This window comes from Actinoallomurus sp. CA-150999 (genome assembly GCF_050942425.1).
In the GTDB taxonomy this organism is placed as follows: domain Bacteria; phylum Actinomycetota; class Actinomycetes; order Streptosporangiales; family Streptosporangiaceae; genus Actinoallomurus.
The window spans coordinates 10,566,513-10,592,145 of sequence record NZ_CP192063.1 but is presented as its reverse complement, the minus strand read 5'-3'; the positions used below and the strand labels follow the sequence as shown (position 1 = coordinate 10,592,145).

At 69.9% G+C, this 25,633-nt stretch carries 27 protein-coding genes and 1 tRNA gene; 17 read left to right on the top strand and 11 right to left on the bottom strand.

Annotated elements, in window-relative coordinates; translation table 11 throughout:
• Positions 1-64: 64 nt before the first annotated feature.
• Genes nuoB through nuoH form a run of 3 tightly spaced genes read left to right on the top strand, consistent with a single transcriptional unit; the run spans position 65 to position 2,889 of the window.
• Positions 65-1,267 (top strand): NADH-quinone oxidoreductase subunit NuoB, encoded by a 1,203-nt coding sequence (gene nuoB / locus ACQP2O_RS48915; protein ID WP_433176589.1) that lies wholly within the window; start codon positions 65-67, stop codon positions 1,265-1,267.
• Positions 1,257-1,931 (top strand): NADH-quinone oxidoreductase subunit C, encoded by a 675-nt coding sequence (locus ACQP2O_RS48910; RefSeq protein ID WP_433176587.1) that lies wholly within the window; start codon positions 1,257-1,259, stop codon positions 1,929-1,931. Before nuoB ends, ACQP2O_RS48910 begins: the two co-directional genes overlap by 11 nt.
• Positions 1,924-2,889 (top strand): NADH-quinone oxidoreductase subunit NuoH, encoded by a 966-nt coding sequence (gene nuoH / locus ACQP2O_RS48905; RefSeq protein WP_433176585.1) that lies wholly within the window; start codon positions 1,924-1,926, stop codon positions 2,887-2,889. Before ACQP2O_RS48910 ends, nuoH begins: the two co-directional genes overlap by 8 nt.
• Positions 2,890-3,094: 205 nt before the next feature.
• Here the strand turns inward: nuoH and ACQP2O_RS48900 are convergent, their stop codons facing one another.
• Complete coding sequence (locus ACQP2O_RS48900) at positions 3,095-4,267, bottom strand: alpha/beta hydrolase family protein (RefSeq protein WP_433176583.1); 1,173 nt, start codon at positions 4,265-4,267, stop codon at positions 3,095-3,097.
• 137 nt (positions 4,268-4,404) lie between these two features.
• Between ACQP2O_RS48900 and ACQP2O_RS48895 the strand changes: the two genes are divergently transcribed.
• From ACQP2O_RS48895 to ACQP2O_RS48885, 3 genes are all read left to right on the top strand, one after another.
• Complete coding sequence (locus ACQP2O_RS48895) at positions 4,405-4,968, top strand: ArsR/SmtB family transcription factor (protein ID WP_433176581.1); 564 nt, start codon at positions 4,405-4,407, stop codon at positions 4,966-4,968.
• A gap of 93 nt (positions 4,969-5,061) precedes the next feature.
• Positions 5,062-5,898, top strand: a complete 837-nt coding sequence (locus ACQP2O_RS48890; protein ID WP_433176579.1) for an alpha/beta fold hydrolase — start codon at positions 5,062-5,064, stop codon at positions 5,896-5,898.
• Positions 5,899-5,912: 14 nt separating this feature from the next.
• On the top strand, positions 5,913-6,479 hold the full coding sequence (locus ACQP2O_RS48885) for a TetR/AcrR family transcriptional regulator (RefSeq protein ID WP_433176577.1): 567 nt from the start codon (positions 5,913-5,915) through the stop codon (positions 6,477-6,479).
• Here ACQP2O_RS48885 and ACQP2O_RS48880 read toward each other — a convergent pair.
• From ACQP2O_RS48880 to ACQP2O_RS48865, 4 genes are read right to left on the bottom strand one after another with little or no spacing between them, the layout of a single operon-like run.
• Entirely contained in the window at positions 6,469-7,107 is a 639-nt protein-coding gene (locus ACQP2O_RS48880; RefSeq protein WP_433176575.1) for a response regulator transcription factor, read from the bottom strand. The genes ACQP2O_RS48885 and ACQP2O_RS48880 overlap by 11 nt on opposite strands.
• 9 nt (positions 7,108-7,116) lie before the next feature.
• Positions 7,117-8,427 (bottom strand): sensor histidine kinase, encoded by a 1,311-nt coding sequence (locus ACQP2O_RS48875; protein ID WP_433176573.1) that lies wholly within the window; start codon positions 8,425-8,427, stop codon positions 7,117-7,119.
• Positions 8,415-8,936: a hypothetical protein gene (locus ACQP2O_RS48870; protein ID WP_433176571.1), complete on the bottom strand. Its 522-nt coding sequence runs from the start codon at positions 8,934-8,936 to the stop codon at positions 8,415-8,417. The genes ACQP2O_RS48875 and ACQP2O_RS48870 overlap by 13 nt, the downstream gene beginning before the upstream one ends.
• A gap of 48 nt (positions 8,937-8,984) precedes the next feature.
• Positions 8,985-9,671, bottom strand: a complete 687-nt coding sequence (locus tag ACQP2O_RS48865) for a ComEA family DNA-binding protein (RefSeq protein WP_433176569.1) — start codon at positions 9,669-9,671, stop codon at positions 8,985-8,987.
• 164 nt (positions 9,672-9,835) lie between these two features.
• On the opposite strand from ACQP2O_RS48865, the gene ACQP2O_RS48860 reads away from it, so the two are divergent.
• From ACQP2O_RS48860 to dacB, 8 genes are all read left to right on the top strand, one after another.
• On the top strand, positions 9,836-10,270 hold the full coding sequence (locus ACQP2O_RS48860) for a 4Fe-4S binding protein (RefSeq protein WP_433176567.1): 435 nt from the start codon (positions 9,836-9,838) through the stop codon (positions 10,268-10,270).
• On the top strand, positions 10,267-10,926 hold the full coding sequence (locus ACQP2O_RS48855; RefSeq protein ID WP_433176565.1) for an NADH-quinone oxidoreductase subunit J family protein: 660 nt from the start codon (positions 10,267-10,269) through the stop codon (positions 10,924-10,926). Before ACQP2O_RS48860 ends, ACQP2O_RS48855 begins: the two co-directional genes overlap by 4 nt.
• Positions 10,926-11,291: an NADH-quinone oxidoreductase subunit NuoK gene (gene nuoK / locus ACQP2O_RS48850; RefSeq protein WP_433176563.1), complete on the top strand. Its 366-nt coding sequence runs from the start codon at positions 10,926-10,928 to the stop codon at positions 11,289-11,291. Before ACQP2O_RS48855 ends, nuoK begins: the two co-directional genes overlap by 1 nt.
• Positions 11,288-13,288, top strand: a complete 2,001-nt coding sequence (locus ACQP2O_RS48845; protein WP_433176561.1) for an NADH-quinone oxidoreductase subunit 5 family protein — start codon at positions 11,288-11,290, stop codon at positions 13,286-13,288. The genes nuoK and ACQP2O_RS48845 overlap by 4 nt, the downstream gene beginning before the upstream one ends.
• A complete protein-coding gene (locus ACQP2O_RS48840; protein ID WP_433176559.1) occupies positions 13,285-14,814 on the top strand; it encodes a complex I subunit 4 family protein in 1,530 nt (509 codons plus the stop codon). Before ACQP2O_RS48845 ends, ACQP2O_RS48840 begins: the two co-directional genes overlap by 4 nt.
• Positions 14,811-16,268, top strand: a complete 1,458-nt coding sequence (locus ACQP2O_RS48835; protein WP_433176557.1) for an NADH-quinone oxidoreductase subunit N — start codon at positions 14,811-14,813, stop codon at positions 16,266-16,268. Before ACQP2O_RS48840 ends, ACQP2O_RS48835 begins: the two co-directional genes overlap by 4 nt.
• Positions 16,269-16,375: 107 nt before the next feature.
• Entirely contained in the window at positions 16,376-17,233 is an 858-nt protein-coding gene (gene htpX / locus ACQP2O_RS48830; protein WP_433176555.1) for a zinc metalloprotease HtpX, read from the top strand.
• A 112-nt stretch (positions 17,234-17,345) separates the two neighbouring features.
• Entirely contained in the window at positions 17,346-18,899 is a 1,554-nt protein-coding gene (gene dacB, locus ACQP2O_RS48825) for a D-alanyl-D-alanine carboxypeptidase/D-alanyl-D-alanine endopeptidase (protein ID WP_433176553.1), read from the top strand.
• 82 nt (positions 18,900-18,981) lie between these two features.
• Here dacB and ACQP2O_RS48820 read toward each other — a convergent pair whose 3' ends face one another.
• Together ACQP2O_RS48820 and map are read right to left on the bottom strand one after the other, a co-directional pair.
• Positions 18,982-19,491: a GNAT family N-acetyltransferase gene (locus ACQP2O_RS48820; RefSeq protein ID WP_433176551.1), complete on the bottom strand. Its 510-nt coding sequence runs from the start codon at positions 19,489-19,491 to the stop codon at positions 18,982-18,984.
• 115 nt (positions 19,492-19,606) lie between these two features.
• A complete protein-coding gene (gene map / locus ACQP2O_RS48815) occupies positions 19,607-20,365 on the bottom strand; it encodes a type I methionyl aminopeptidase (protein WP_433176549.1) in 759 nt (252 codons plus the stop codon).
• 36 nt (positions 20,366-20,401) lie between these two features.
• On the opposite strand from map, the gene ACQP2O_RS48810 reads away from it, so the two are divergent.
• Together ACQP2O_RS48810 and ACQP2O_RS48805 are read left to right on the top strand one after the other, a co-directional pair.
• Positions 20,402-20,668, top strand: coding sequence for a helix-turn-helix domain-containing protein (locus tag ACQP2O_RS48810; protein WP_433176547.1), 267 nt, complete (start codon positions 20,402-20,404; stop codon positions 20,666-20,668).
• A gap of 20 nt (positions 20,669-20,688) precedes the next feature.
• Entirely contained in the window at positions 20,689-21,621 is a 933-nt protein-coding gene (locus ACQP2O_RS48805) for a 1-aminocyclopropane-1-carboxylate deaminase/D-cysteine desulfhydrase (protein ID WP_433176545.1), read from the top strand.
• 240 nt (positions 21,622-21,861) lie between these two features.
• Here ACQP2O_RS48805 and ACQP2O_RS48800 read toward each other — a convergent pair whose 3' ends face one another.
• Complete coding sequence (locus ACQP2O_RS48800) at positions 21,862-22,353, bottom strand: YajQ family cyclic di-GMP-binding protein (RefSeq protein WP_433176543.1); 492 nt, start codon at positions 22,351-22,353, stop codon at positions 21,862-21,864.
• 160 nt (positions 22,354-22,513) lie between these two features.
• Here ACQP2O_RS48800 and ACQP2O_RS48795 point away from each other — a divergent pair.
• Positions 22,514-22,598 (top strand) — tRNA-Tyr (locus ACQP2O_RS48795).
• A gap of 483 nt (positions 22,599-23,081) precedes the next feature.
• Here ACQP2O_RS48795 and ACQP2O_RS48790 read toward each other — a convergent pair.
• The 3 genes from ACQP2O_RS48790 to ACQP2O_RS48780 all read right to left on the bottom strand — a co-directional run bounded on the left by ACQP2O_RS48790 (position 23,082) and on the right by ACQP2O_RS48780 (position 25,361).
• Positions 23,082-23,495 (bottom strand): hypothetical protein, encoded by a 414-nt coding sequence (locus ACQP2O_RS48790; protein WP_433176541.1) that lies wholly within the window; start codon positions 23,493-23,495, stop codon positions 23,082-23,084.
• 450 nt (positions 23,496-23,945) lie between these two features.
• Positions 23,946-24,371, bottom strand: a complete 426-nt coding sequence (locus tag ACQP2O_RS48785) for a hypothetical protein (protein WP_433176539.1) — start codon at positions 24,369-24,371, stop codon at positions 23,946-23,948.
• Positions 24,372-24,893: 522 nt separating this feature from the next.
• A complete protein-coding gene (locus tag ACQP2O_RS48780) occupies positions 24,894-25,361 on the bottom strand; it encodes a hypothetical protein (RefSeq protein ID WP_433176537.1) in 468 nt (155 codons plus the stop codon).
• Positions 25,362-25,633: the final 272 nt, after the last annotated feature.

Sequence of the window (25,633 nt, the reverse complement as noted above, 5' to 3'; positions counted from 1 at the left end):
CATCGCTGCGATCCGTGGCCACCTTGTCGTGAGGTAGAGCTTCAGGACACGTAAGAATGGGGGCATGGGTGCCGTCGATCTCCCCGAGCCGCGCATCGGGCCCGCCTCCCGGCTCGCCCCGAAGCCGATCAAGTTCGTGCTCAACTGGGGGCGGCGGTACTCCCTCTGGGTGTTCAACTTCGGGCTCGCGTGCTGCGCGATCGAGTTCATCGCGACGTCGATGTCGCGGCACGACTTCATCCGGCTCGGCGTCATCCCCTTCGCTCCCGGGCCCCGGCAGGCCGACCTGATGGTGGTCTCCGGCACGGTCAGCGACAAGATGGCCCCCGCCGTGAAGCGGCTCTACGAGCAGATGCCCGAGCCGAAGTACGTCATCTCCTTCGGCGCGTGCTCCAACTGCGGCGGGCCGTACTGGGACTCCTACTGCGTGACGAAGGGCGTCGATCAGATCATCCCGGTCGACGTGTACGTTCCGGGGTGCCCGCCGCGGCCGGAGGCCCTCCTGCACGGGATCCTGAAGCTGCAGGAGAAGATCGCCGCGGAGTCCCTCGGCGAGCGGTACACCGGGACGCCGGAGGCGGTCGCGCCGCCCCCGCCGGTCGTACGGAAGCCGCCGACGCCGGCGGTGCTGCGCCGTCCGCTCGTGCTGCCGCCGGTGCCCGAGCCCGAAGAGATCGAGGCGGCCGAGCAGCCCACGCAGAAGCTGACCCCGCTGGGTGATGAGATCGGGTCGACCGGCACGCAGGAGCTCCCACCGGCCGAGCCCTCGCCCGATGCGGCCGGGGCACAGGACAGCACCGAGACGCAGGAGGTCCCCGTTCCGGACGTGCCCGGCGAACCGGTCTCTCCGGCGGCCGAGACTCAAGATCTTCCGGTGCCGGAGCCGCCCGCCGAGGACACGGAGGCCACTCGCGACCTGACCCCGGTGGAGGACACGGAGGCCACCCGGGATCTGACCCCGGTCGAGGACACGAAGACGACGCGGGACCTGCCCCCGGCGGGGGAGGTTCGCCGCGCCGCCGGGGAGGAGCCGACCGAGGTGCTTCCTTCGGTGGAGGAGGTTCGTAAGGCGGCCAAGGAAAGGGGTGCGGCGAAGCCCGCCGAGGAAGGCGCCGGGGCGGAGGACGAGCGGCCACGGCGGGCCGACGCGGCGGCGCAGAAGAGGACGCGGCGGTTGGGCGGCCGGTTGCGGCGGTTCACCGAGCCGCCGCCCGTGGGTGGCGACACCGATCACAACATCATTCCGGGGCTGAGCGATGACGATTGAGCTGGCCGTGGCGTGGACCCGCCGGTTCGGGGACGACGTGCACACCGAGGAAGCCTTCGGCATGCTGACCGTCGACGTGCCGCCGGAGCTGTGGGAGGAGGCGCTGACGTTCGCCCGGGACGACCTCGGCTGCGGCTTCTTCGACTGGCTGACCGCCGTCGATGAGTTGGAGCGCGGGTTCGCGATCGTCACGCACGTCCATTCTCTGGAGCAGGGACACCACCTGCTGGTCCGGACGATCGTGCCGCGTGAGGATCCGCGGCTGGTCAGCGCGACCGCGGTCTACCGCGGCGCGAACTGGCATGAGCGGGAGACGCATGAGATGTTCGGCGTGATCTTCGACGGGCATCCGGACCTTAAGCCGCTGCTGCTCCCGGACGGGTTCGAGGGGCATCCGCTGCGCAAGGAGTTCGTGCTGGCCGCGCGGGTGGCCAAGCCCTGGCCGGGGGCCAAGGAGCCGGGGGAGTCCGGGCACGGCGCGCCGAGCCGCCGTCGCATGCTGCCGCCCGGAGTGCCGCAGGACTGGGGCCCCGCCGCCCGCCAGGGTCCCGCCGCGGACGCGCGCCGGAGCCCTCGTCGTGGCGAGTCGGCGGGCGAGGCCCCCGCGGAACAGCCCGTACGCCGGCGGGCGCGCGGTATCGACCCGGAGGGCGGCGATGTCTGACGTTCTGGTCGTCGTCATCAAGCTGCTGCTGGTGGTCGGCGCGTTCGCCGTGCTGCCGCTGCTGGTCGGGCAGGCCGAGCACAAGGTCATGGCCCACATGCAGGGGCGCCTGGGTCCGATGTACGCCGGGGCGTTCCACGGCTGGGCCCAGCTGGTCGCGGACGGGGTGAAGTTCGCCCAGAAGGAGGACGTGATCCCGGCCGCCGCCGACCGGCGGATCTTCCAGCTCGCGCCGGCGGTCGCGCTGATCCCGTACCTCGTCACGCTGATCGTGATCCCGGTCGGGCCGGGCGGTCAGGTGGCCGTCTCGATGGATCCCGGGTTGTTCTTCGCGCTGGCGATGATCGGCGTCGGCGTGCTCGGCGCGATCATGGCCGGCTGGGCGAGCGCGAACAAGTACAGCCTGCTCGGCGGCATGCGGGTCGCGGCGCAGCTGCTCTCGTACGAGCTGCCGATGGTGCTGGCGGCCTCGTCGGTGGCGATGGCTGCCGGCAGCCTGAACCTCTCCACGATCGTCGACCAGTGGCGATGGTGGTGGCTGCCCTGGCAGGTGATCGGCGGAGTGGTCTTCTTCATCGCCGGCCTGGCCGAGCTGCGCCGCCCGCCGTTCGACATGCCGGTCGCCGACTCCGAGATCATCTTCGGCCCGTACACCGAGTACGCCGGGCTGCGGTTCGCCCTGTTCCTGCTGGCGGAGTACGCCGGGATCGTGGTGCTGAGCGCGCTGACGACCGTGCTCTTCCTGGGCGGCTGGAAGGGGCCGGTGCTCGATGAGCAGTTCGGCTGGCTCTGGACGCTGATCAAGGTGTTCGCGCTGTCGTTCGTCGTGATCTGGCTCCGGGTGAGTTATCCGCGGCTGCGCGAGGACCAGCTGCAGAAGCTCGCCTGGGCGGGTCTGGTGCCGCTCGCCCTCGTGCAGCTCGCCCTCACCGGCGTCATCAAGATCGCCATCGGCTGAGCCCGGCGGGCGGGCCCGTACGCCGGCGGCTCTGAGGCCCGGCCGCCGCGTCCGTACGGCGCGACCGGCCTGTTCGCCGAGCTCGGCTCCGCGATGGCGGGGGCGGTACTCTCGGGGCGGCGCGCTTCTGAGAGCCCGCCCTCGGGCGGGATGGTGCGTCACGGCCGGGCCGCCGAGTGCCGGCTCGGCGGCCCGGCACCGCCGCTCAGCCCTGTGGTGCGGGGACGATCTGCTCGAACCAGGTCAGGATCTCCGGCAGGGCCACGCGGATCGAGGCATTGTGGTCGACGTTCGCGCCGAGGTCGATCACGTCCGCGCGAAGCCGCGCACCGCAGTTCCGCGCGTTCTCGATGGGCACGTTCACATCGCCGCTCCCGGCGTACAGCCGGACCGGGACGCGCGGCCGCCACGAGCACGTACCGTCGCTCTCCCGCATCGCCCGCAGCAGCGCGCCGCTCGGCCGCCGAGCCCAGTCGACGAACGCCGGCGTCAGCAACCGCCGGGGATCGGCGGGCAGCGCGCTCGCGATCGCCTGCTCGTCGTGCCGACCGTCGAACAGGCCCTCCACCACCTGGGCGTACGGCTCCTGGAACGCCTCCGTGGGCCGGTCGTACAGGTGGTAGATCCGGTTCATCGCGGTGAGCCAGTAGGCGAAGTAGAAGACGGCGTTGCGCGGGGCGACCCGTCCGTCGAGCCCCGCCGGCGCCTCGACGCCTCGCACGTCGTACGGTCCGCTCACCGCGGCCAGCGCCGCCGGCCGGAAGTGCGGCACCTCGCCGGCCTGCAGCGCCTTGCCGAACCCCGTCGCCGCCTGCCCGCCCTGGGAGAAACCGGTGACCAGGACACGGCCGTCCAGGCTCCGGTGGTCGCGCGCGGCGAGCGTGCGAGCCGCCCGCAGCAGGTCCGCGGAGGCGCTGACCTCGGTCGGCGCGTGCGTGTACGGGTGACGCCCCGGCCCCTCGCCCAGCCCGAGGTAGTCGGGGGCCACGGCGGCGTACCCGTCCGCCGCGAAGGCCATCGCGCGGGCGCGGTCGGGCCGCGTGCTGCCATCGGTGGACGGCGCGTCGGTCTTCAGCACGAGCGTGCCGTGCTCGTACGCCACGACGGGCAGCAGGCGGGCGCGTGAGCGGGGAAGGGCGACCAGCCCGCTCGCGGTGGTCGCGCCACCCGAGGCACGGGTCGTCCGGTACACGACGCGGTAGGCGTCGACGCCGTACCGCACGGGCGTCGTGAGGCCGTCGCCGCGCAGATACGCCGCCGTGTCATCGCGTGAGAGGTGGGCGACAGGGGTGACGGAGACGACGGAACCTCGTGCCTCCGCCGTGATGCCGCTCGTGCCGCTGAGGGCGAGACCCACGGCCACCATCTGTTTGATCATGCTGGACCTTCCGAAGACTTCTGAGAGCCCGCCCAGAGGCGGGATGGTGTCGTGCGGGACGGGTGCCGGCCCGTGATCCGCACGCCGGACAAGCTACCGCATTGCCGAGAAAATTCTGCAGAGATATCTTTGCAATCATGGCCGACATGAGCAGCGCCGAGCGCACCGCGCTATACCGGACGCTCGGCAACCCGCTGCGGCGGAGCATGCTGGAGTACCTCGAGCGCCACGGCGAGGCCAACTCCACCGCTCTCGCCGCCGCTCTGGGGGAGAGCACCGGGACGACCAGCTATCACCTGCGGAAACTCGCCGAACTGAACCTCATCGAGGAGGTCCCGGAGAAGTCCGGCGGCCGCGAACGGTGGTGGCGGCCGCTGCCGTTCAGCCACCAGACGCCCGACCCCGCGACGATGGCGCCGGCCGAGTACGCCGCCGCCGAGAACCTCGCCAGGCTCAAGCTCGCCGCCGACACGGAGCTCTACATTCGGGCGCTCAAGGAGTACGCCGGACCGGAGGGCTGGGCTCAGGTTCAGCGGCACAACGGCGCGTACCTCGCGAAGGAGGACCTCCACGCCTTCGTTCGCGACTACCTCGCACTGGTCGACCGCTACTCGCTGGCCCAGGCGGACGCCTCCGAGGACGCCCGCCGGATCGCCTTCCGCTTCTTCTGCGTACCCGACGACCCGGCCGTCACTGAGTGAAGGGTGCGAACGGAGTCGTGCCGAAGGGGCTTGACGGGCGATGGCTAATCACATTAGCTTTATGGCTATCGAGATTAGCCAAAGGAGATGGCGATGACCGAGTTCCTGAGCATCGACGGCGGACGGATCGCCTACGACGTGACCGGTGAGGGCCCGCTGGTCGTGCTCTCGCACGGCATGGGGGACATGCGCAGCGCCTACGGCGTCCTGGCCCAGCGGCTCGTCGCGGCCGGCTTCCGGGTGGCGACCACGGACCTGCGCGGGCACGGCGAGTCCAGCACCGGCTGGGCGTCCTACACCCGCACGGACACGGCCGGCGACCTGCTGGCGCTGATCCGCCACCTGGGCGGGCCGGCGGTCGTCGTGGGGCACTCCTTCTCCGGCGGGTCCGCCACGGTCGCGGCGGCTCAGGAGCCGGAGCTCGTCAGCGCCATCGTCGAGATCGACCCGTTCACCCGCGCCCAGAAGATCGACTTCGGTGGCCTCCTGACGAACGGCCGGTACCGCAAGGGCCTGAGCCTGCTCATGAGGACGGCGATGACCGGCAGCGTGAAGCTGTGGGCCCGCTACCTCGACCACGCCGTCCCCGGCGCGAAGCCCGCCGACTTCGCCGAGCGGGTCGACGCGATCCGCGCCAACCTGAGCGAGGACGGCCGCATGGCCGCCATGCGGAAGATGGGGATGTCCAAGCCGGTCGACGCCGGCGCGCAGCTCGGTAACATCCGGTGCGCGGCGTTGGTGATCATGGGCACGCTCGACCCCGACTGGGCCGACCCGAAGGCCGAGGCGGACGGCATCGTCGCCGAGATGCCCGCCGGGCTCGGCACGGTCGCGATGATCGACGGCGCCGGGCACTACCCGCACACGCAGTTCCCCGAGGAGGTCGCCGCGGTCATGGTGCCGTTCCTCAAGGAGCACACGGCGGCCTGATCGGAGGAGGATCCATGCCACGGGGAAGACTGACCGCCGCCGACGTCGTCCGGGCCGGGGCCGAGCTGGCCGACGAAGTCGGCTACCAGGACCTGGCGATGGGCGCGCTCGCCCAGCGGCTCGGCGTCCGCACCCCGTCCCTGTACAAGCACGTCGACGGCCTGGACGACCTTCGTCGCCGGATCGCCACCCTGGCGATGACCGAACTCGGCGAGGCCGTCCGGGCCGCCATGCAGGGCAAGGCCGGCTCGGACGCGCTGGCCGCCTTCGCCCGGGCGTTCGCCACATACGTCACCGCCCACCCCGGCCGCTACACCGCGACGATTGGGGCCGAGGTCACCGGACCTGGCGACGATCTGTACGACGCGAGCGCCCGGGTCCTCGAGTCGATGGCCGCGATCCTGCGCGGCTACGGCGTCGACGAGAGCGAGATGGTCCACGCGATCCGCACGCTGCGGTGCCTCTTCCACGGGTTCGCCGCGCTGCAGGCCTCGAAGGGCTTCCAGTGGAGCGGCGACGTCGACGAGAGTTTCGACTGGATGATCGGCTTCGTCGACCGCGGCCTCCGGCCTAAGACCTGAGGTAGTGGAGGACCGCCAGCACCCGGCGGTGATCGTCGCCGCCCGGGGCCAGGCCGAGCTTGGTGAAGATGTTGGCGATGTGCTTCTCCACCGCCCGGTCGGAGACGACGAGGGTCTTGGCGATCGCCGTGTTCGTCCGGCCCTCGGCCATCAGGGCCAGGACCTCTCGCTCGCGCGGGGTCAGCGCGCCGACGCCCTGGTGACGCGAGCCCAGCAACTGCTTGACCACTTCCGGGTCCAGGGCGGTCCCGCCCGCGTCGACCCGCCGCAGCGCGTCGACGAAGTCGTCGAGGTCGGCGACGCGCTCCTTGAGCAGGTAGCCGACGCCCGAGGGCGACCCGGCCAGCAGGTCGGCGGCGAACCGCGTCTCGACGTACTGGGAGAACAGCAGGAGCCCGACGTGCGGATGGTCACGGCGCAGGTCGAGCGCCGCACGCAGCCCCTCGTCGGTGTGCGTCGGCGGCATCCGGATGTCGATGACGGCGACGTCCGGGCGGTGCGCCGCGACCGCCTCCCGCAACGACGCGGCGTCCCCCACTCCCGCGACCACCTCGTGCCCGCGGGCGGCCAGCAGCTGGGCCAGCCCTTCCCGCAGGATGACGGCGTCGTCTGCGATCACAATGCGCACGGGCGGATCCTACGCGCGAGAGGGGAGTTCGACGGTGACCGTCGTCGGGCCGCCGGGCGGGCTGACGACCTCCAGGAGGCCGTCGACCGGCCGGATCCGCTCAGCGAGTCCGGGCAGGCCCGAACCCGCGCCGACGATCGCGCCGCCCGAGCCGTCGTCCCACACACGCAGCCGCAGGCGATCGTCGTGCTGAACGATCTCGATCCCGGCCCGGCTCGCGCCGCTGTGCTTGATGACGTTGGTCAGCAGCTCGGCGGCGCAGAAGTACGCGATCGACTCGATCGCCGCCGTCGGCCGTACGGGGATGTCGGCGCGCAGCTCCACGGGCAGGCTGGCGCCCGCCACGAGCGTGGCCAGGGCGGCGTCGAGCCCGCTGTCCAGGACGGGCGGGTGAATGCCGCGGACGAGTTCGCGCAGTTCGGTGATCGCCGCCTTCGCCGTCGACTGGGCGGCGGTGGCGAGCTCCCGGACCGGGCCGTCCGGCGCGGTCTCCCGCATCAGGGTGAGCTGCATGGTCAGTGCGACCAGACGGGCCTGTGCGCCGTCGTGCAGGTCCCGCTCGATGCGGCGGAGCGTCGCGGCGGCGTCGTCGACCGCGCTCGCCCGGGTCTCCTCCAGGGTGCGGATGCGCTCAGCGGTGTCGGACGCGCCCAGCAGCCGCCGGATCAGCATCCGGTCCAGCAGCACGACCGCCCGCACCGCCCACGGCGCGACCAGCAGGAGGACGACGCCGACGGCCGCGACGACCAGATCGGACGGCCAGGCGTCGAAGGGGAAGCCGCCGAGCAGGCCGCGCGTGTCCCGGGCCGTCACGTCATTCCAGCCGAACGCGCGTTGCAGGGGATACGTGAGCCCGACGACGCCCCATCCCCAGGTGAAGAGGACGACGTAGAGGTACAGCGCGGCGAGGGGCAGCCGCAGGAGGAAGTAGGCCATCGCCCGCCAGCCGGCGGCGTCGCCGAGCGCGGCCTGGACCCGGCCGTAGAGGCCGGTGCCCGGTCGCGGCGACGCCGGCGGCCGTACCCGCTCCCCGAGGAGCTGCCCGGCCGACGCGCGGTACAGGCCGGCCACCCGCCGGGCGCCGGTCAGCGCCAGCGCGAGCAGGGGGATGCCGACGGCGGTGACGGCCAGACCGGCGCCGAGCGCGAGCGCCGCCACCGCGTAGCAGAATCCGGGGACCGCCAGGGGGATGCTCGTGAGGGCGTACAGCAGTTCCGCCGCCGTCCGCCGGCCGAACGACGCCCGCAGCATGCCCGCCACCCGGGACGCCGCCCGCGAGGCCACTGCCCCGGACGTCGCGCCCGGGCTCAGGCGTCGCATCGCCCCAGGATCCGGACGTGGAGCGCGTTCAGGCCGCGCAGGATCCACGGCATGAGGAACAGGAACGTCAGCCCGCCGAAGACCGCGTGAAACGCCCAGGCTCCGGCGAACGTGGGGCCACCCCACGCGTGCTCGTACGATCCGCCCATTCCGATCAGCCAACGTACCGGGTAGCCCAGGTTCATGGCCACGAGCAGCCATCCGTAAGCGGTGATCACGAGGCTGATGTAGGCGAGCGGCAGCGCGGCGATCCCCCGCAGCCGGGTGGCCCGCACCTCGCGGCCGAGGAGCGCGCCCGCCAGCCGCCGCTGCAGCCGCCCGCCATCGGCGATCGCCAGCAGCGCGGTGACGGGTGACGCGAGGACGTAGCCGGTGCGCCGCCAGGGCTCGGCGGTGAACGGTGTCCGCCACCAGGTGGCGGTCGAGGATCGAGAGGTCAGGGCGGTCATCGAGGTCTCCCCGGTCGAGCGGCGAAGTCGTGCCTCCATGCTCGCGACCGGGTGCCCCACGGGGCGATCGTGGCAGTACGGAAACCGGGGTTCGGTCAGCCCCACCCGTCAATGGAGGAACAGGCCGTACTCCGCGATGTCGGGGACGATCCGGGGCGGCAGGTCGGCCTGCATCGCCAGCTCCTCGGCGGAGATGAAGGCCCCGTGCTCGGCCCGGCAGCGGACGATCCGGTCGACGATCTCCGGCGTGACGCCGGGCAGCATGCTCAGCGCCTGCGGCGGGGCGTGGTTCACGTCGATCAGCCCGCCGTCGTCGTAGGGGCGCGGGCCCAGGTCGGGCCGGCCGATCTGCAGCTCGTGCGCCATGACGCGATCCTCCGTCGCGATCCGGCGGGCCTCGTCGCGGAGCGTCCGGCGGTACCGCGCCGCCTCCACGACCCGGCGGTTCCGCTGGTCGCTGGGGTCGGCGGGCGGGTAGAGGCGCGAGCGGATGCCAACGGCGTGCATCCCACTGAAGATCCACGTGCCGAGCAGCAGGAGCAGGCCGAACATGTGCGGCATGTCGCCCTGCGCGGTGAGCGCCTCGTACGAAGCGACCAGCGCGCCCGTGTACCCCGCCGCGGCCACCGCGAGCCCCGGCGACCGCCGCCGGACCGCGGCGTACAGGAACGAGACCGGCGAACCGAGACCCACCGTGATGAGCGGCACCACCGCCCAGCCCATCCCGTCGGAGGGGGGCTTCGGCGGAAGCCGTGACGACCGTCGTTCAGGCGGGGGCATCGGCGACCGCGTCATGGGCCGATGGTAAGCCGGGCGAGCCTCGAAGTGCCTCACCCCGCTTGGACGCGATGGGAGTACCGTCGGTTTCGGAACCCGCTCTCTATACGTAATCATGGTGAACCGTGGCACGGCTTCCCGGAACTGGCCTGGCGAAGGGTCTCGCGGTAACGCTGCGGACGATGACGCGGCGATCGATCACGCGGCAGTACCCCGAGGTGCAGCCCGACCTGCCGCCACGCAGTCGTGGCGTCATCGCGCTGTTCGAGGAGAACTGCACTGTCTGCATGCTCTGCGCCCGCGAATGCCCCGACTGGTGCATCTACATCGACTCGCACAAGGAGACGCTGCCCGCGCCGGAGGGTGGCCGGGCGCGCACCCGTAACGTCCTCGACCGGTTCGCCATCGACTTCGCGCTCTGCATGTACTGCGGGATCTGCATCGAGGCGTGCCCGTTCGACGCGCTGTTCTGGTCGCCGGAGTTCGAGTACGCCGAGTACGACATCAACGAGCTGACCCACGAGCGCGAGCGGCTCCGCGAGTGGATGTGGACGGTCCCGCCGCCGCCCGCACACGACCCCGGCGCCGAGTCGCCCAAGGAGCTGAAGACGAGGTGACCGCGGCGGACGTCGTCATCGTGCTGCTCGGAGTCGTCGCCGTGGGCGCCGGCGTGCTCGTCGTCGGCACGCGGCAGCTCGTGCACGCCGCCCTGTGGCTGGTCGTCTCGTTCGGTGCGCTGGCCGGCTCGTACGTCGTGCTGGCGGCGGAGTTCGTCGCCTGGGTGCAGGTGCTGATCTACGTCGGGGCCGTCGTCGTGCTCCTGCTGTTCGGGATCATGCTGACCCGAGCGCCGATCGGCCGTTCGGAGGATCTCGACTCCGGCAACCGGATCGTCGCCCTCGTCGTCGCGGCGGCGACCGCGGGTGTGCTGGTGACGACGCTGGTCCGCGGGTTCCGCTCGGCGTACGTGCCGATCAAGGACCGGGTGGGCAGCGGGTCGTCGCACACGCTGGGCGCGAGCCTGTTCCAGACGTGGGTGCTGCCGTTCGAGGCGCTGTCGGTGCTGCTGCTGGCCGCGCTGATCGGCGCGATCGTGCTGTCCCGCACCGACATCCGGGGCGCGGGTCCCGAGCCCGACGAGGAGCCGGAGCGCCGGCGGCGGCCGATCGCGCCACGCGGCCCGGTCGCCCGGCGGATCGGCGCGGCCAAGCGCCGGACCGCCCCCGACGAGGAGGACACGATCGTGCTGTCCCGCGTGGACGAGGAGATCTGATGCACCTCGTCTACCCGGTGGTGATCGCGGCCCTGCTGTTCTCCGTGGGCGTGTACGGCGTCCTCGCCCGCCGCAACGCCATCCTCGTGCTGATGTCCGTCGAGCTGATGCTCAACGCGGTCAACCTCAACCTCGTCGTGTTCGACATGAAGTGGGCCGACCGGCTGCACGGCGGCCAGGTGCTGACGCTGTTCGTCATCGTGCTCGCGGCCGCCGAGGTGGGCATCGGCCTGGCGCTGGTGCTCCTCATCTACCGCAATCGCCGTACGGTCGACGTCGACCGGCTCCGCACGCTCTCCGAGGGCGACCCGGACCCCGACCTCGACGTGGGCGCCATGACCGACGACGAAGGGGTGCGCCGGTGATCGTCCTGGCGGCCGTCGCGGTCGTGCTCCCGTTCGCCGCCGCGTTCGCCGGCATGCTGTTCGGGCACACGGTCTCGCATCTGCTGTCCCCGCTGGTGCGCCGGCTGCGCGCGCCGGCGCCGGGTGCCGCCCGGCGCGGCGCGCTCGTGCTGGCCCGGCGGATGCCCGCGAACGGCCCGGCCCTCATCGCCGTCCTGCCCATCGCGGTCTCGACGGTGCTCACCGCCGTCCTGGCGGTCTACGAGTGGCAGCGGCCGGGCCTGCGCGTGGGCACGCTGGCGCGCATCCCGACGGGAAGCCTGTCCATCGGCGTGTCCCTGAACGTCGACGGGCTGTCCGCGGTCGTGGCGCTCCTCGTCTGCTGCGTGGCGCTGGCGGTGCAGATCTACTCCGTCGCCTACATGCGCGACGACCCGCGCTACTCCTCCTACGCCGCGTTCGTGTCGCTGTTCACCGCGGCGATGCTGCTCGTCGTCCTGTCCGGCGACCTGCTGGTGCTGTACGTCGGCTGGGAGGTCATGGGCATCTGCTCGTACTTCCTGATCGGGCACTACTGGCACGACCGGGCGACGTCACGGGCGGCGGTGAAGGCGTTCCTCGTCACCCGGCTCGGTGACGTCGGCTTCCTGTTCGGCATCTTCGTGCTCGGCCTGGGCGCGCACTCCTTCGACCTGCGGACCGTCCTCGCGCACGTCCCGGCCATGTCGCACACGACGCTCGTCGCGGGGACGCTCCTGCTGCTGTGCGGCGTCGCGGGCAAGAGCGCGCAGTTCCCGCTGCACACCTGGCTGCCGGACGCCATGGCCGGTCCGACGCCGATCAGCGCGCTGATCCACGCGGCGACCATGGTCGCGGCGGGCGTGTACGTCGTCGCGCGGCTCTACCCGGCGTTCTTCCTCGCACCCGCGTCGCTGACGGTGCTGGGCGTCATCGCGGCCATCTCGATGCTCGGCGCGGCGCTGGCGGCGCTCGCGCAGGACGATCTCAAGCGCGTGCTCGCGTACTCCACGATCAGCCAGCTCGCGTACATGGCGGCGGGGCTGGCCGTCGGCACGCGCGACGGTGCGGTGTTCCACCTGCTGGCGCACGGCGCGTTCAAGGCGCTGCTGTTCCTCGGCGCGGGCTGCGTGATCGTCACGGTCGGCTCGAACATGATGAGCGCGATGGGCGGCCTGCGCCTGGCCATGCCGGTGACGTTCTGGTCGATGACGGTCGGCTTCGCCGCGCTGGCCGGGCTCCCGCCCGCCAGCGGCTTCTTCAGCAAGGACACGATCCTGTCCCAGGCCTGGCGCGCCACCCACGGGCAAACGACGCTGCACGCCGGTGGCTGGTTCGCGTACGCGCCGCTGTCGAAGAACAATGCGACTCCCATGGATGTGGTGAGGACGGCGGTGCCGGGCATCCCGTCGTGGGTCGCCTGGCTGGTGCTCGTCACGGGACTGCTGACCGCCGTGATCACCGCCGCGTACGCGATGCGGACCTGGCTGGTGACGTTCTTCGGGGAGAAGCGGTCGGAGTTCCAGCCGCGGGAGGCGACGCCGCTGATGCGCTGGCCGGTCGCCGTCCTGGCGATTCCGGCGCTCATCCTCGGCTTCTTCGGGCTCGGCAGCGACGGGCTGCGGCCCGAGTGGGGCATGGCGGTGATCTCGTTGCTGTGCGCCGCCGCCGGCGCGGGCGGCGTGTACCTCGTGTGGAACAACGACCCGGCCTTGGACCCGGTGCGCCTGCTCGGCCCGGCGCGGCCGGTCCTGCGCGCCGCCTTCTACGTCGACACCGTCTACGATGTCGCGATCGTCCGGCCGGTGCTGGCTCTGGCCCGGCTCGTCGTCCACGCCGACGCGCGGGTCGTCGACGCGGGCGTCGAGGGCTCCGGGCGGGGCGCTCGACGGCTCGGCGGCCTGCTGCGGGCCACCGAGGGCGGCAACGCGCAGGCGTACGTGTCCGGGCTCTTCGCGGGAGTGGTGCTGATCGTGGTCGCGGTGGTGGTGCTGACATGATCCTCGTGGCGATGCTGGCCGTGCCTTTCCTCGGCGCGCTGGGGATGCTCGTGCCGCTGCCCGGGAGCCCGCGCCGGGTGACCCGCCTGTCCCGGCTGTACGGGCTGGCCGTGACGGCGGTGACGCTCGCGCTGGCCGTCGTGGCGGCGGTGGCCTTCGACTACGGCCGGCGTGGCCCGCAGCTCGGCGTGAACGTCACCTGGGCCGGTTCGATCGGGCTCCGCTTCCACCTGGGCGTCGACGGCATCTCGCTGCCGCTGATCGTGCTGACGGCGGCGCTGACGTTCCTGTGCATGGTCTATTCGGCCCGCGTGCTCCCTTCGGCGGGCGGGTCGCCACAGGCGCTGATCGGGCTGATCCTGCTGCTCGAGGTCGGGATGCTCGGCACGTTCGTGTCCCTCGACCTCCTGCTGTTCTTCGTGTTCTTCGAGGTCGTCCTCATCCCGATGTACTTCGTGATCGCCGACTGGGGCGGCTCGGGCGGCAAGGACTCCGCCGGGCGCGCCCGGGCGGCGGCGAACAAGTTCATCCTCTACACCCTGCTCGGCTCGGGTTTCCTGCTCGTCGGCATCCTCATCGTCGCGGTGAACGCCGGCACGTTCGACATGACCGCCCTCACCGCGCGGCACGGCGCCGGCCTGTCCCACGGCCTGCAGATCGCCGCGTTCGGGCTGCTGGCCCTGGGGTTCGCGGTCAAGACGCCGATGTGGCCGCTGCACACCTGGCTGCCGGACGCCCACACCGAGGCGCCCACCGTCGGCTCCGTGCTCCTCGCCGGGGTGCTGCTGAAGATGGGCACGTACGGCTTCGTCCGCATCGCCGTGCCGATGGCGCCGGAGGGCGCGAAGGTGTGGGCGCCGTGGCTCGGCCTCCTCGCCGTCATCGGGATCGTGTACGGCGCGCTCGCCTGCCTCGCGCAGCGGGATCTCAAGCGCATGATCGCCTACTCGTCGATCGGGCACATGGGCTTCGTGCTGCTGGGCATCGCGACGCTCACGCCGGTGGGGCTGAACGCCGCGCTGTTCGGCAACATCGCGCACGGCCTCATCACCGGCCTGCTGTTCTTCCTGGCCGGGGCGGTCAAGGAGCGGTACGGCACGGGTGACCTGGACGCCCTGGGCGGCGGCATGCTCGCCAAGGCGCCGTACCTCGGTTCGATCCTCACGTTCGCGTCGGTGGCCAGCCTGGGGCTGCCGGGCCTGGCCGGGTTCTGGGGCGAGATGCTCGCGCTGCTCGGCGCGTACCAGCCCCACGCCGGGCTGCCGAGGCCGACGTTCGTGACCTTCATGGCGGTCGGCGGGATCGGGGCGGTGCTCACCGCGGCGTACTTCCTGCGAATGCTGTCCAAGGTCACGCACGGCCCGGTGGCCGAGCGCTGGCGTGACACCCGGTTCGCGGACGTCATGTCGCACGAGCTGCTGGCCTGGACGCCGCTGATCACCGCCACGGTGTTCATCGGGCTGTGGCCGAAGACGCTTCTCGCCCTCACCGACGGGGCCGTCCACCTGCTCCTGGGGGCCCGATGATCCAGTCGATCGACTACCTGGCGATCCTCCCGGCCCTGATCGTCGCGGTGGCGTCGGTCGCCGTACTGCTGGCCGACGCGTTCGGTGCCGCCGCGAAGGCGGTCGGCGCGCTCACCGTCCTGTCCCTGGTGGCGGCCGCGGTGGCGCTGCCGTTCGGCCACGGGCGGTCGACGCTCTGCGCGGCCGCCGTCCGGCCCGGCGGCCACCCCTCCTGCTCGTACGTCGCCGACGACTTCACCGTGCTGTTCCAGGCGGTGGTGCTGCTCGCGGCCATCGTCGTCGTGCTGCTGTCGCACGGCGAGATGCGGCGGTCGGCGCTGCCGGTGGGGGAGTACCACTTCCTGCTGCTCGCCGCGATCCTCGGCGCGCTGCTGCTCGCGGCGGGCCGGGACCTGATCACGCTCGTCGTCGCGCTGGAGACGCTGTCGCTGCCGGTGTTCGCGCTCGTGGCGCTGCGGCGGTACGACGGGACGGCGTCCGAGGCGGCGCTGAAGCTGTTCCTGGTGTCGGTCGTGTCGTCGGCGGTGACGCTCTTCGGCATCAGCCTCGTGTACGGCGTCACCGGCGCGATGCACCTCGACCGGGTGGCCGCGGGCCTGGCCCACGCGCACGGCGACCTGCGGCCCGTGGCGGCGGCGGGCATCGTCCTGACCGTCGCCGGCTTCGGCTTCAAGATCGCGGCGGTGCCGTTCCACTTCTGGGCCCCGGACGTCTACCAGGGCTCCCCGCTGCCGGTCGCGGCGTTCCTGTCGGTCGTGTCGAAGGCGGGCGGCTTCGCCGGGCTGACGCTCGTGCTGACCGTCGGGTTCTGGCCGTTCGGCCACACGTGGGGCCCGCTGATGGGCGTGCTGTCGGCGGCGACGATGACGCTCGGCAACCTCCTGGCCCTCCGCCAGACCGACGCCGTGCGCCTGCTCGCGTGGTCCTCGGTGGCGCAGAGCGGCTACATCCTCGCGCCGATGGCGGGGGGCGCTCGCGTACGCCCGCACGAGTGGATGACGGCCACGGCCGCGTACGTCGCCATGTACGCGATCATGAACATCGGGGCGTTCGCCGTCGTCACGGTCGCCGCCCGACGCGGGGTCCGCGACCTGGAGTCCTACCGGGGCCTGGCGCGGGTCAACCCGGGCAGCGCCCTCGCCCTGGCGTTCTTCCTCATCTGCCTGGCCGGGCTGCCGCCGGGCGTCATGGGGCTGCTCGCCAAGGTCGTGGTGTTCCGGGCGGCGGTCGGCGGCGCGGCCATCTGGCTCGCGGTGATCATGGCGATCAACACCGTCATCGGCCTGTACTACTACCTGACCTGGGCCGCGCGGCTCTTCGCCGCCGGAAAGGCCGAGCGCGTACGCGTGGGCCGCGCGGGCGGAATCGCGATCGCGGTCGCGCTGGCCGGGGCGATCGTGGTCTCCGTGGCTCCTGAGCTGGTGCTGCACGCGGCGGCCCTGGCAGTGCCTTAGGGCCCGGCTCGACGTCCCCGTCCGTAGCGACGTCGAGATAGGCCCTGACGGGAACATTTCTCCTGGTCAGACCGTTGATCTTAACGGGGACAAGGGGAGGTGTCGTAGTGCGTTTCAACGGTGTGAAGACGGCCGCCCTGCTGGGGGTCATGTCGGCGCTGATCCTCCTCATCGGAGGCGCGCTCGGCGGCCGTGTCGGTCTGACGATCGCCCTCGTGATCGCGCTGGTCACGAACGGCGTCGCGTACTTCTTCAGCGACCGCATCGCGCTGTCGGCCATGCGCTCCCGGCCGGTGAGCGAGGTCGAACAGCCGGTGATGTACCGCATCGTCCGCGAGCTGTCGACGGGTGCCCGCCAGCCCATGCCACGCCTGTACATCTCGCCCACGATCGCGCCGAACGCCTTCGCCACCGGGCGCAACCCGCGCAACGCGGCGGTCTGCTGCACGACGGGCATCCTGCAGATCCTCGACGAGCGTGAACTGCGCGCGGTCCTCGCGCACGAGCTGTCGCACGTCTACAACCGCGACATCCTGATCTCCTCGGTGGCGGGGGCCCTGGCCGCCGTCGTCACCTGGGTGGCGAACCTCGCCTGGCTGATCCCGTTCGGCAACTCCGACGACGAGGACGGCCCCGGCGTGTTCGGGGCGCTGCTCATGATGATCCTCGGCCCGATCGCGGCCACGATCGTGCAGCTGGCCATCAGCCGTACCCGGGAGTTCCAGGCCGACAAGTCCGGCGCCCAGCTCAGCGGTGACCCGCTCGCCCTCGCCTCCGCCCTGCGCAAGATCGAGAGCGGCACGCGCCAGCTGCCCCTGCCGGAGGACGGCCGCCTGACCGCGGTGAGCCACCTGATGATCGCCAACCCGTTCCGGGGCGAGGGGCTGGTCCGCCTGTTCTCGACCCACCCGCCGACCGCCCAGCGCATCGCCCGCCTCGAGGAGATGGCCGGCTACCGCCGCTGAATATTCTGCGCGGTTGCGAATGTGACGTGATTCACGTAATTCACCGCTAATTACTGGCAATTCCGTCGAGTGCGGCATGGGGGATGTGCCGTGATCGTTACGATCGACTGCTATGAGTCGATCTTTGAAGGGGGCGCTCGCCGTGGCGGCGGGCGGAGCGGTCGTCGCGACGACGGCCGTGGCCCTCGCGCAGACGGATACGAGCACCGCGACGCAGACGGCGGCCACCAGCGGCGACCTTAAGACCGACATCGACAACATCCTCACGGACAGCCGCCTCAAGGGCGCGAGCATCGGTGTCATCATCCGCAACGCCAAGTCCGGCGCGGTCCTCTACGACCGTGGTTCAGACGACCAGAAGATCCCGGGCTCGAACAACAAGATCGAGACCTCCACCGCGGCGTTCGGGATCCTCGGCGCCGACTACCGGTTCAAGACCACCGTCTACACGCGCGGCGCGAACCTGTACCTGAAGGGCACCGGCGACCCCACCCTGCAGGGAGCCGACTACGACAAGCTCGCCGCCGCGGTCCGGGCCAAGGGCATCAAGAAGATCAAGGGCAACCTGATCGCCGACGACACCTGGTTCGACCAGGAGTACACCCCGGCGGGCTGGGACCCCACGGACCTGCCCTACTCGTACGCGGCCGGGATCTCGGCCCTGAACGTGTCCCCGGACAGCGTGTTCGACGCCGGATCGATCGGAGTGGCCATCACCCCGGGCCAGGAGGGCCAGCCCGTCAAGGTCGCCCTGACCCCCGCGACGAGCGTCGTGAAGATCGATAATCGCGCGACGACGGCGAAGGCGGGAACAAGCTCCACCGTGTCGGTCGACCGTAAGGGCGGCACGGTCGTCATCACCGGCTCCTACCCGGCGAACGGCGGTAAGGAGAACCACCTCTCCACCGCGCCGAACCCGACGCAGTACGCGGCCGACGTCTTCCGCCGCGCCCTCAAGGCGCACGGCGTAACCGTCGTCGGGTCGACCAAGCGGGCCGCGACCCCCAAGGGCGCCAAGGCCGTCACCACCCGGAAGTCGATGACGCTGTCCCAGCTGGCGACGCCCTTCCTCAAGCTCAGCAACAACCAGATCGCCGAGATCCTGACCAAGGCGATCGGCCGTAAGAGCGCGGGCAAGGGCACCCGGGCCGCGGGCATCGCCGCGATCTCCAAGTACCTGAAGACGCTCGGCGTCGACACCACCAAGGTCAAGCAGACCGACGGCTCCGGGCTCTCGCGCACGAACCAGACGACGCCCAGGCAGGTGAGCGTCCTCCTCCAGGCGGTGCAGCCGAAACCCTGGTACAAGACCTGGTACAACGCCCTGCCCATCGCCGGCCAGCCCGACCAGCTCGTCGGCGGCACCCTGGCGTCGCGGATGAAGGGAACCGCCGCCGCCGGGAACGTCCACGCGAAGTCCGGCACGCTCACCGGCGTCACGGCGCTGAGCGGCTACGTGAAGGACGACACGGGACAGCCGCTGATCTTCTCCATCATGTTCAACGGCTACCAGGGCGGTGCGCCCAAGGACATCGAGGACAAGATCGCGATCCGCCTCGCGTCGGGCAAGTCCGCCGGCACGCAGAGCACCCTCCGCAAGGAGACGGCGCAGAACGGCGGCAACCTCGAAAGCTCCTGGACCAGGGGCAAGGCCACGAACCGCTGATCGCGGCCAACGGTTCCTGAGTGTCCGGATCGGTGCCCCGTACGCACTTGGCCGTGCGTGCGGGGCACCGCGCCGTCTCCGGCTACTCGGCCGGTCGGAGATCCTTGCCGTAGCAGATCTCGACGTACGGACCCGTGCAGTAGGCCGGGATCTCGGCGTAGCCGTACCGTACGTACAGCGACCGTGCCTCGATCAGATCGAGGCGGGTGTTGAGGACCATCCGCCGGGCACCCAGCGCACGCGCTTCCTCCTCCAGGAACTCCAGGAGGAGGCCGGCGCCCTTCCTGCCGCGAAAGGTCGGGCGTAGATACACCCGGGTCAGCTCGGCGGTGTGGGCGTCGGTATCGGCGTCGGTGTCGAGCAGCAGGACGCCGCCACACGCCGCGGCCTCACCGCCGTACCTGCCGACGACGAACTGACCCGCGGGCGGGACGAGCAACTCCGCGCCGTCCCCGGCCAATCCCTCGTCGACCTCCCGCGAGGTCGCGGGTCGCTTCCAATAGCGGCTCGCGACCTCGGCGTAGTACTCCCGGCGCAGCCGGGTAGCGTCCGGAGATTCAACAGGCTCAGGGGCCAGCGTCCACGTCGTCACGGCAGGTAGTCCTACCGGACGGCCGAGCGGCACCGCCAGCGAATTCCGACCGGGACGGCCGGGGCAGTCGGGACGGGACGGCCGGGCCGTGCCGTCGGCGAATTCGGCTGGAGCCTCACGCGGTGAGAATCACCGGACCGTCCGCGGTGATCGCGATCGTGTGCTCGAAGTGGGCGGCCCGGCTGCCGTCGGCGGTGGCGATCGACCAGCCGTCGGCGAGCGTACGCCCTTCGTCGACACCGCCCTCGATCAGCATCGGCTCGATCGCGATGACCAGCCCTTCGCGCAACCGCAACCCACGCCCGGGACGTCCGGTGTTCGGGACGTCCGGCTCCTCGTGCATGGCCGTCCCGATGCCGTGCCCGCCGACCCCTTCCAGCAGCCCGTACGGCCGTGCGGTGGTCTCGACGGCGTACCCGATGTCGCCCATCCGGCCACCGGGGACGGCCACCGCGATCGCGGCCGTCAGCGCCGCCCGCGTGGTCTCCAGCAACCGCTTCGCGTCATCATCGACCTCCCCGACCGGCACCGTCACCGCCGCGTCACCGTGGTAGCCGCCGACCTCCGCGCCGCAGTCGATGGACAGAATGTCCCCGGTCTTCAGAACCCGTCCGTCCGGGACGCCGTGCACGATCACGTCGTTGACCGACAGGCACAGCACCCCCGGGTACGGAGTGGGCGCCCAGAACGGGTGGTAGTTCAGGAAATTGGAGCGAGCCCCGTGCTCCTTGATACAGGCGGCCGCGATCGCGTCCAGCTCGGCGAGGCTGACCCCCGGCTCGGCCGCATCGGTCACCCGGCGCAGCGCCTCCCTGACCACCAGGCCCGCCTCGCGCATCCGATCGATCTCGGCCTGACTCCTCAACGTCACCATGGGGTAGATTTTAATACCAGCCTTATAATCCTCGGTATGGTGCGAACCCCTCTCACCGAAGACCAGCGCGACCGCGGCCGGGCCCTCGGCCAAGTGCTCCGCGCCGCACGCGGCCCACGCAGCGCGGCCTCCATCGCCGCCGAGGCCGGCATCTCCCTCGACACCCTGCGCAAAATCGAGCGGGGCGCCATCGCCGCCCCCGCCTTCTTCACCGTCGCCGCCCTGGCCGAGGCCCTCGACCTCGACCTCACCGACCTTGCCCGCCGCCTCACCCCCGAAGACCACTCCCGCCTCGTCGGCTGAGACCGAGGATGCTCTGGGGTATGGCGGCAACCGGCAGGATCGCGCAGAGGGACGCTGCCTTTCGCCTGCCCTCGCCTGTCGAGGAGCTGATGGACTCTCGGTTGGCCGATCGCTCGGTACGCCTGCTGCTCAAGCGGGATGACTTGATCAACCCGGAGATCCCTGGGAACAAGTGGCGCAAGCTCAAGTACAACCTCGAAGCCGCCCGGCGCGATGGCTACGAGACGCTGCTGACCTTCGGGGGCGCCTACTCCAACCACATCCGAGCTGTCTCAGCCGCCGGTCACTACTTCGGGTTCAGGACGATCGGAGTCATCCGCGGCGAGCCGCATGAGCCGCTGAATCCCGTGTTGGCCTACGCCGTAGAGCAGGGCATGACCCTGACGTACTTGGACCGCACGACCTACCGGCGCAAACATGAATCGGACGTTGTGCAACGGCTACACGATGAGTTCGGCGAGTTCTACCTGCTGCCAGAAGGGGGAAGCAACACCCTGGCACTGCCAGGATGTGCCGAGATTCCAGAAGAGATCACCGAGCATTTCACCGCCATCTGCTGCCCGGTGGGAACGGGCGGGACCTTGGCCGGAGTCGCCGCAGGGCTCCAGGCCGGGCAGGAGGCGATCGGGTTCTCCGCGCTCAAGGGAGGCGGGTTCCTGGGCGATGAGGTTCGAGAGCTACAGGAGCGGACCTACGGCCGAGAGCGCGGTCGGTGGCGGATCGAGCTCGACTACCACTTCGGTGGGTACGCGAAGCAGAAACCGGGACTGGCCGCGTTCATCGATGACTTCGCCGACAAGCATGGCCTGCAACTTGATCGCATCTATGGCGCAAAGATGATGTACGGCATTTTCGACCTTGTCGAGCGTGGTCGATTCGCCGAAGGCTCGGTTATCGTCGCGGTCATCACCGGAGTCGCAGATTACGGCGCGAGGCCAAGCCGCTGTTCTTGACGCACGGGTCGAGCCCGACGTGCCAGGTGACCTGGTCGCATCCGGGGCCGGCCGCCCGCGTTGCTGGGATCTTGAACCCCCACGATCATCTTCAACAAGTACGTGGAGGTGACCCGAGGCACATGAGAAGACGCGCACGATCGGATCGTTGACGGCGCTCTTGGTCATGTGCCCCGGATGTGCCCTCCACGGACCGCGCGGGGCTCCCGACGCAGGTAGACGGCCTGACCGTCTGATCACCTAGCGATAGTTGGTGAACTGCAGGGCGACGTCCAGGTCCTTGCCCTTGAGCAGGGTGATCACCGTCTGCAGGTCGTCCTTCTTCTTCGAGCTGACCCGCAGCTCCTCACCCTGGATCTGCGCCCGTACACCCTTCGGGCCTTCGTCCCGGACGATCTTGCCGATCTTCTTGGCGTCCTCCTGGGAGATGCCCTCCTTCAGCCCGATGGTGAGCTTGTAGAGCTTCCCGGACGCCTTGGGCTCGTCCGCGTCGATCGCCTTCAGGGAGACGCCGCGCTTGACCAGCTTCTCCTTGAAGACGTCGAGGACGGCGTTGGCCCGCTCCTCGCTGTTCGCCTGGACCTCGATGGTCTCGCCCGACCACCGGATCCCCGCGTCGACGTTACGGAAGTCGAACCGGTTGGCGATCTCCTTGGCGGCCTGGTTCAGAGCGTTGTCCACCTCCTGCCGGTCGAGCTTTGACACGATGTCGAAAGAGCTTTCCGAAGCCACGGTTCATGTCCTCACGGATTACGACGATCTCTCTGAAGAGCCTAGTCAGCGTGGGCCGGCTCCCGGGCCACCGACGCCGGTGATCGGGCCTCCGGAAACCGATGTCACCCTTGGGCCCGGAGTCCGCTATCCTTCTGAGCGTCGCTACGGCGGCATACCCGGCGGGTTGCCCGAGTGGCCAATGGGAGCGGACTGTAAATCCGTCGGCTTAGCCTACCCAGGTTCGAACCCTGGACCCGCCACCAGTAGGGAAAACGGCCCCTGACCAGCGTCTAAGCGGTCAGGGGCCGATCTTGTTCTGTCCGGTTGTCCACGGCTGCCTACGGCCGTGTGCGGGTGGCTGTGCCGAATCCGTGCCCAAGTTCGGCACGGGCTCAGGTGGGGTCTCGATGCCGGGTCGCGGCGAGGATGCGCCGCCTGGCCTCCTCCTGTTGTCCCGCGATGCACTTGGCGTAGACCCGCAACAGGACGTCCACACTGTGACCGGCCCACTCCGCGACTACGGGCGTGCGGCGTAGGCGCCGGTCCCTCCGACCGCCGGACGGCCGCCACGGAGCGCGACACCCCACCGCGATCTAGCATCCTCCGCCGGGTTCACGCCGCCGCGAGTCTCGTGACAGTCGCAGGGCCGTTGGCAAGACTCACTCGCGTTCGCTCGCCCCTTCGGGGTGGCCTACAGCGATCTTGCCGACCGCCCTGCTCGCCATTACGAGAGCTTTTTCACCTGGTCAACAGGCGTTGCGCCAGTTGGTATTTGCGTAACCCACCATGTTGCCGTGGTCGTCCTCCGCCACGGCCCAGCCTTGTACGTCGACGCACCCCACATGTACCGGTGCCATGGTGGCTCCACTTCCGTAGTGGGTGTACGACCCGACATCCGCATTGCTGCGCGTGGCCAGAGCGGCGGTCCAGATGGTGGTGGTGACCCCGTAGACCTGGGTGTAAGCGGAGCCGCAGCCATCGACGAACGTGCGGAGCCAGCCGAGCTGATAGCCGCTGTCGTTGTAGATGTAAACGAGCGGCGAGGCTGTGAACGTGCATGCCTTCGGCCTTACGTCCGCATGCGCCGGTGCACCGACGCACGTCAACCAGGCCAGTACCGCCAATAGCGCCATACCGATCGAGTTCGATCTTCGTATCATTGTCTCCCCTTCGCCTGCACCATGCCAGCCGCACGGGATTCACCGGCCGTTGTGCCAGCGAGCCATTGGCCAGCGGATCGTGTTCAAGTCTTCCCGCTTGACTTCGGTATTCGGATTGTTCGGATCGCTCGGCGTGTTGTGATAGCGTTAGTTATTTTTGATGTTGCCCCGGTCTTGTGGACGGCTCCAGCGTCACCAGTTCCGAACCGTTCCCACGGGACGGCCGCAGGGCCGCCGGCCAACTTCACTTCGTTCGCCTTCCGGGTCGCCTCCGTTCGCCTTCCGGGTCGCCTCCGTTCGCCTTCCGGGTCGCCTCCGGCGACTGGCGGGCCGCCCTGCTCACCACGTCATGGGTCCGGTAGAAGATGCCTCCGGCGGGTGACTCAGGCTCGGGGATGGAATTGGGCCGCACGCGGCGCATGGTGGTCGGTAACTGGGGTGGAAGCCGTGTCAGGGTAAGGTTTTCCCTTGCTGAGGACCTTCGGTCTTTGCAGAGATGTCGAAGCCAGACATTTCGTCCCATGGCACGACTGACCAGAGACCTTCCAGGGCGGTCCAGATCCGCTCGACCAGCGCCCAATCTGGGCGGTCCCCGCTCAGGGTGATGATCGCAAGAAGGTCGCTGCCCCAGACGCCGTGCTCATCGTTCAGATCCGCAGCCATTACCGTCTCGGCGATGAACCGTACGCCGACGTGGATCTCAAGAAGGAGGTAGTCAGATGTTCTGCTGATGCCATCAGGAGACGTTGCCAGTCTGAACGCGGTGATCGCTTCCTGTTCAGGTCCCTCCCACTGTCCCGGACCTGGTGTGGGAGGACCGATGCACTCACCGTAAAGCGGCCCGTTTTTAAGGATCTCATCCAGAAGAAGGTCCATGGCCGCAGCGCCGGTCTCCTCGCCCGATCTGCAGAAGAAGCTGAGTTGGTATACCATCCGTGGCCGTCCTCCAGCAATGGGACGGACTCCCGGTACGAGCGGGAGGCCGTCAACCACGCCATACGCCCGCCGAGAAAGGACGTACGTGTACAACACTTTAATCGCCCACACAGCGGCGGACAGAGTGCTCACCTATCGAGCGGCACCGGCTCTGTCTCACATGACCAGCGGTGCGGCCACCTTGCTCAAGGGGCGCTTTCGCGCCGCTCTTTATACATTCCGGTGGCGCGCCACTTCGCAAGGATCAGCGGAGATCGACCAAGCCAGCGATCTCCTCCTGCTGGAAGCACTCGACCTTGAGATCTGTGATCCGTTCTTCAGGAGTAGGATCGGTGCCGATCCATGCGTACGCCTTTTTGTGCGACGGTCACACGAATTACCGAATTTAATTTTGCATCCATTCTTCAGATTCAGACAGGACCGGCCCCAGCGCGGCGGGCGTCACCCGCACTCGCCGCCCAGCTAGATCCGACCGTCCTTGCACCTGAGGATGTCACCCCAGTAGTACGTGTAGGGCTTGCGGGAGCCGAATCGGACCATGGCGACGGCGTACTGGTACTTCTTCATGTCGCATGTGAGGTCCCAGCCCTTCAGCGTGGAATAGGCGCCGAAAGTGCGGGTCTTGGTTCCGTACCACGAGTTATGGTCCTTGGACCCATCTGTGGCATTGATGAACTGCACGCCGTAAATACCTCTACGGCTGCTGCTGTTGAAGTTCTTGACCTCGCCCACGAGTCCACTCTTGGACCACCCGGTGCACACCTGGATCTTCTTGTGCGTGGGACCGCAGTGGAACTTCACAGAGGTCGCCGAGACCCTCCCAGAGGAGAAGGCGGCGGCGGTGGTTCCAGCGGAGGCCGCGGGAGCGGCGACCCCGACCGCCGACGCGAGCGCACCAACCGCGACGGCCGTACGAATGATCGACTTCAATTTTTCATCCATTCTCGAGATTTAGAATCTCACCCGTTGATCAAAAGCCACTTGACGTTAGCGACCCATCACGTCCGGTCACAAGGGACCTGGGACCTAATCTCGCGGGGGACCTTCGGGCGGCCACACCGGTCGACGCCTCGTGCGGACCGGCCCGGCCGGGAGCGTCACCGCAACACGGCGTCACGGTGACGCGCGTAGTTACGACCACGGCCGTGTGTGAACTTGGCGAATCGTCCGGATACGGACGTGTGGCGAATGCCGCCCTTCAG

Excerpts from the sequence above, each read along its gene's own strand:
- nuoB (WP_433176589.1), top strand. The coding sequence starts at position 65 with ATGGGTGCCGTCGATCTCCCCGAGCCGCGCATCGGGCCCGCCTCCCGG.
- ACQP2O_RS48910 (WP_433176587.1), top strand. The coding sequence starts at position 1,257 with ATGACGATTGAGCTGGCCGTGGCGTGGACCCGCCGGTTCGGGGACGAC.
- nuoH (WP_433176585.1), top strand. The coding sequence starts at position 1,924 with ATGTCTGACGTTCTGGTCGTCGTCATCAAGCTGCTGCTGGTGGTCGGC.
- ACQP2O_RS48900 (WP_433176583.1), bottom strand. The coding sequence starts at position 4,267 with ATGATCAAACAGATGGTGGCCGTGGGTCTCGCCCTCAGCGGCACGAGC.
- ACQP2O_RS48895 (WP_433176581.1), top strand. The coding sequence starts at position 4,405 with ATGGCCGACATGAGCAGCGCCGAGCGCACCGCGCTATACCGGACGCTC.
- ACQP2O_RS48890 (WP_433176579.1), top strand. The coding sequence starts at position 5,062 with ATGACCGAGTTCCTGAGCATCGACGGCGGACGGATCGCCTACGACGTG.
- ACQP2O_RS48885 (WP_433176577.1), top strand. The coding sequence starts at position 5,913 with ATGCCACGGGGAAGACTGACCGCCGCCGACGTCGTCCGGGCCGGGGCC.
- ACQP2O_RS48875 (WP_433176573.1), bottom strand. The coding sequence starts at position 8,427 with ATGCGACGCCTGAGCCCGGGCGCGACGTCCGGGGCAGTGGCCTCGCGG.
- ACQP2O_RS48865 (WP_433176569.1), bottom strand. The coding sequence starts at position 9,671 with ATGACGCGGTCGCCGATGCCCCCGCCTGAACGACGGTCGTCACGGCTT.
- ACQP2O_RS48860 (WP_433176567.1), top strand. The coding sequence starts at position 9,836 with ATGACGCGGCGATCGATCACGCGGCAGTACCCCGAGGTGCAGCCCGAC.
- nuoK (WP_433176563.1), top strand. The coding sequence starts at position 10,926 with ATGCACCTCGTCTACCCGGTGGTGATCGCGGCCCTGCTGTTCTCCGTG.
- ACQP2O_RS48840 (WP_433176559.1), top strand. The coding sequence starts at position 13,285 with ATGATCCTCGTGGCGATGCTGGCCGTGCCTTTCCTCGGCGCGCTGGGG.
- ACQP2O_RS48835 (WP_433176557.1), top strand. The coding sequence starts at position 14,811 with ATGATCCAGTCGATCGACTACCTGGCGATCCTCCCGGCCCTGATCGTC.
- dacB (WP_433176553.1), top strand. The coding sequence starts at position 17,346 with ATGAGTCGATCTTTGAAGGGGGCGCTCGCCGTGGCGGCGGGCGGAGCG.
- map (WP_433176549.1), bottom strand. The coding sequence starts at position 20,365 with ATGGTGACGTTGAGGAGTCAGGCCGAGATCGATCGGATGCGCGAGGCG.
- ACQP2O_RS48810 (WP_433176547.1), top strand. The coding sequence starts at position 20,402 with ATGGTGCGAACCCCTCTCACCGAAGACCAGCGCGACCGCGGCCGGGCC.
- ACQP2O_RS48805 (WP_433176545.1), top strand. The coding sequence starts at position 20,689 with ATGGCGGCAACCGGCAGGATCGCGCAGAGGGACGCTGCCTTTCGCCTG.
- ACQP2O_RS48790 (WP_433176541.1), bottom strand. The coding sequence starts at position 23,495 with ATGATACGAAGATCGAACTCGATCGGTATGGCGCTATTGGCGGTACTG.
- ACQP2O_RS48785 (WP_433176539.1), bottom strand. The coding sequence starts at position 24,371 with ATGGACCTTCTTCTGGATGAGATCCTTAAAAACGGGCCGCTTTACGGT.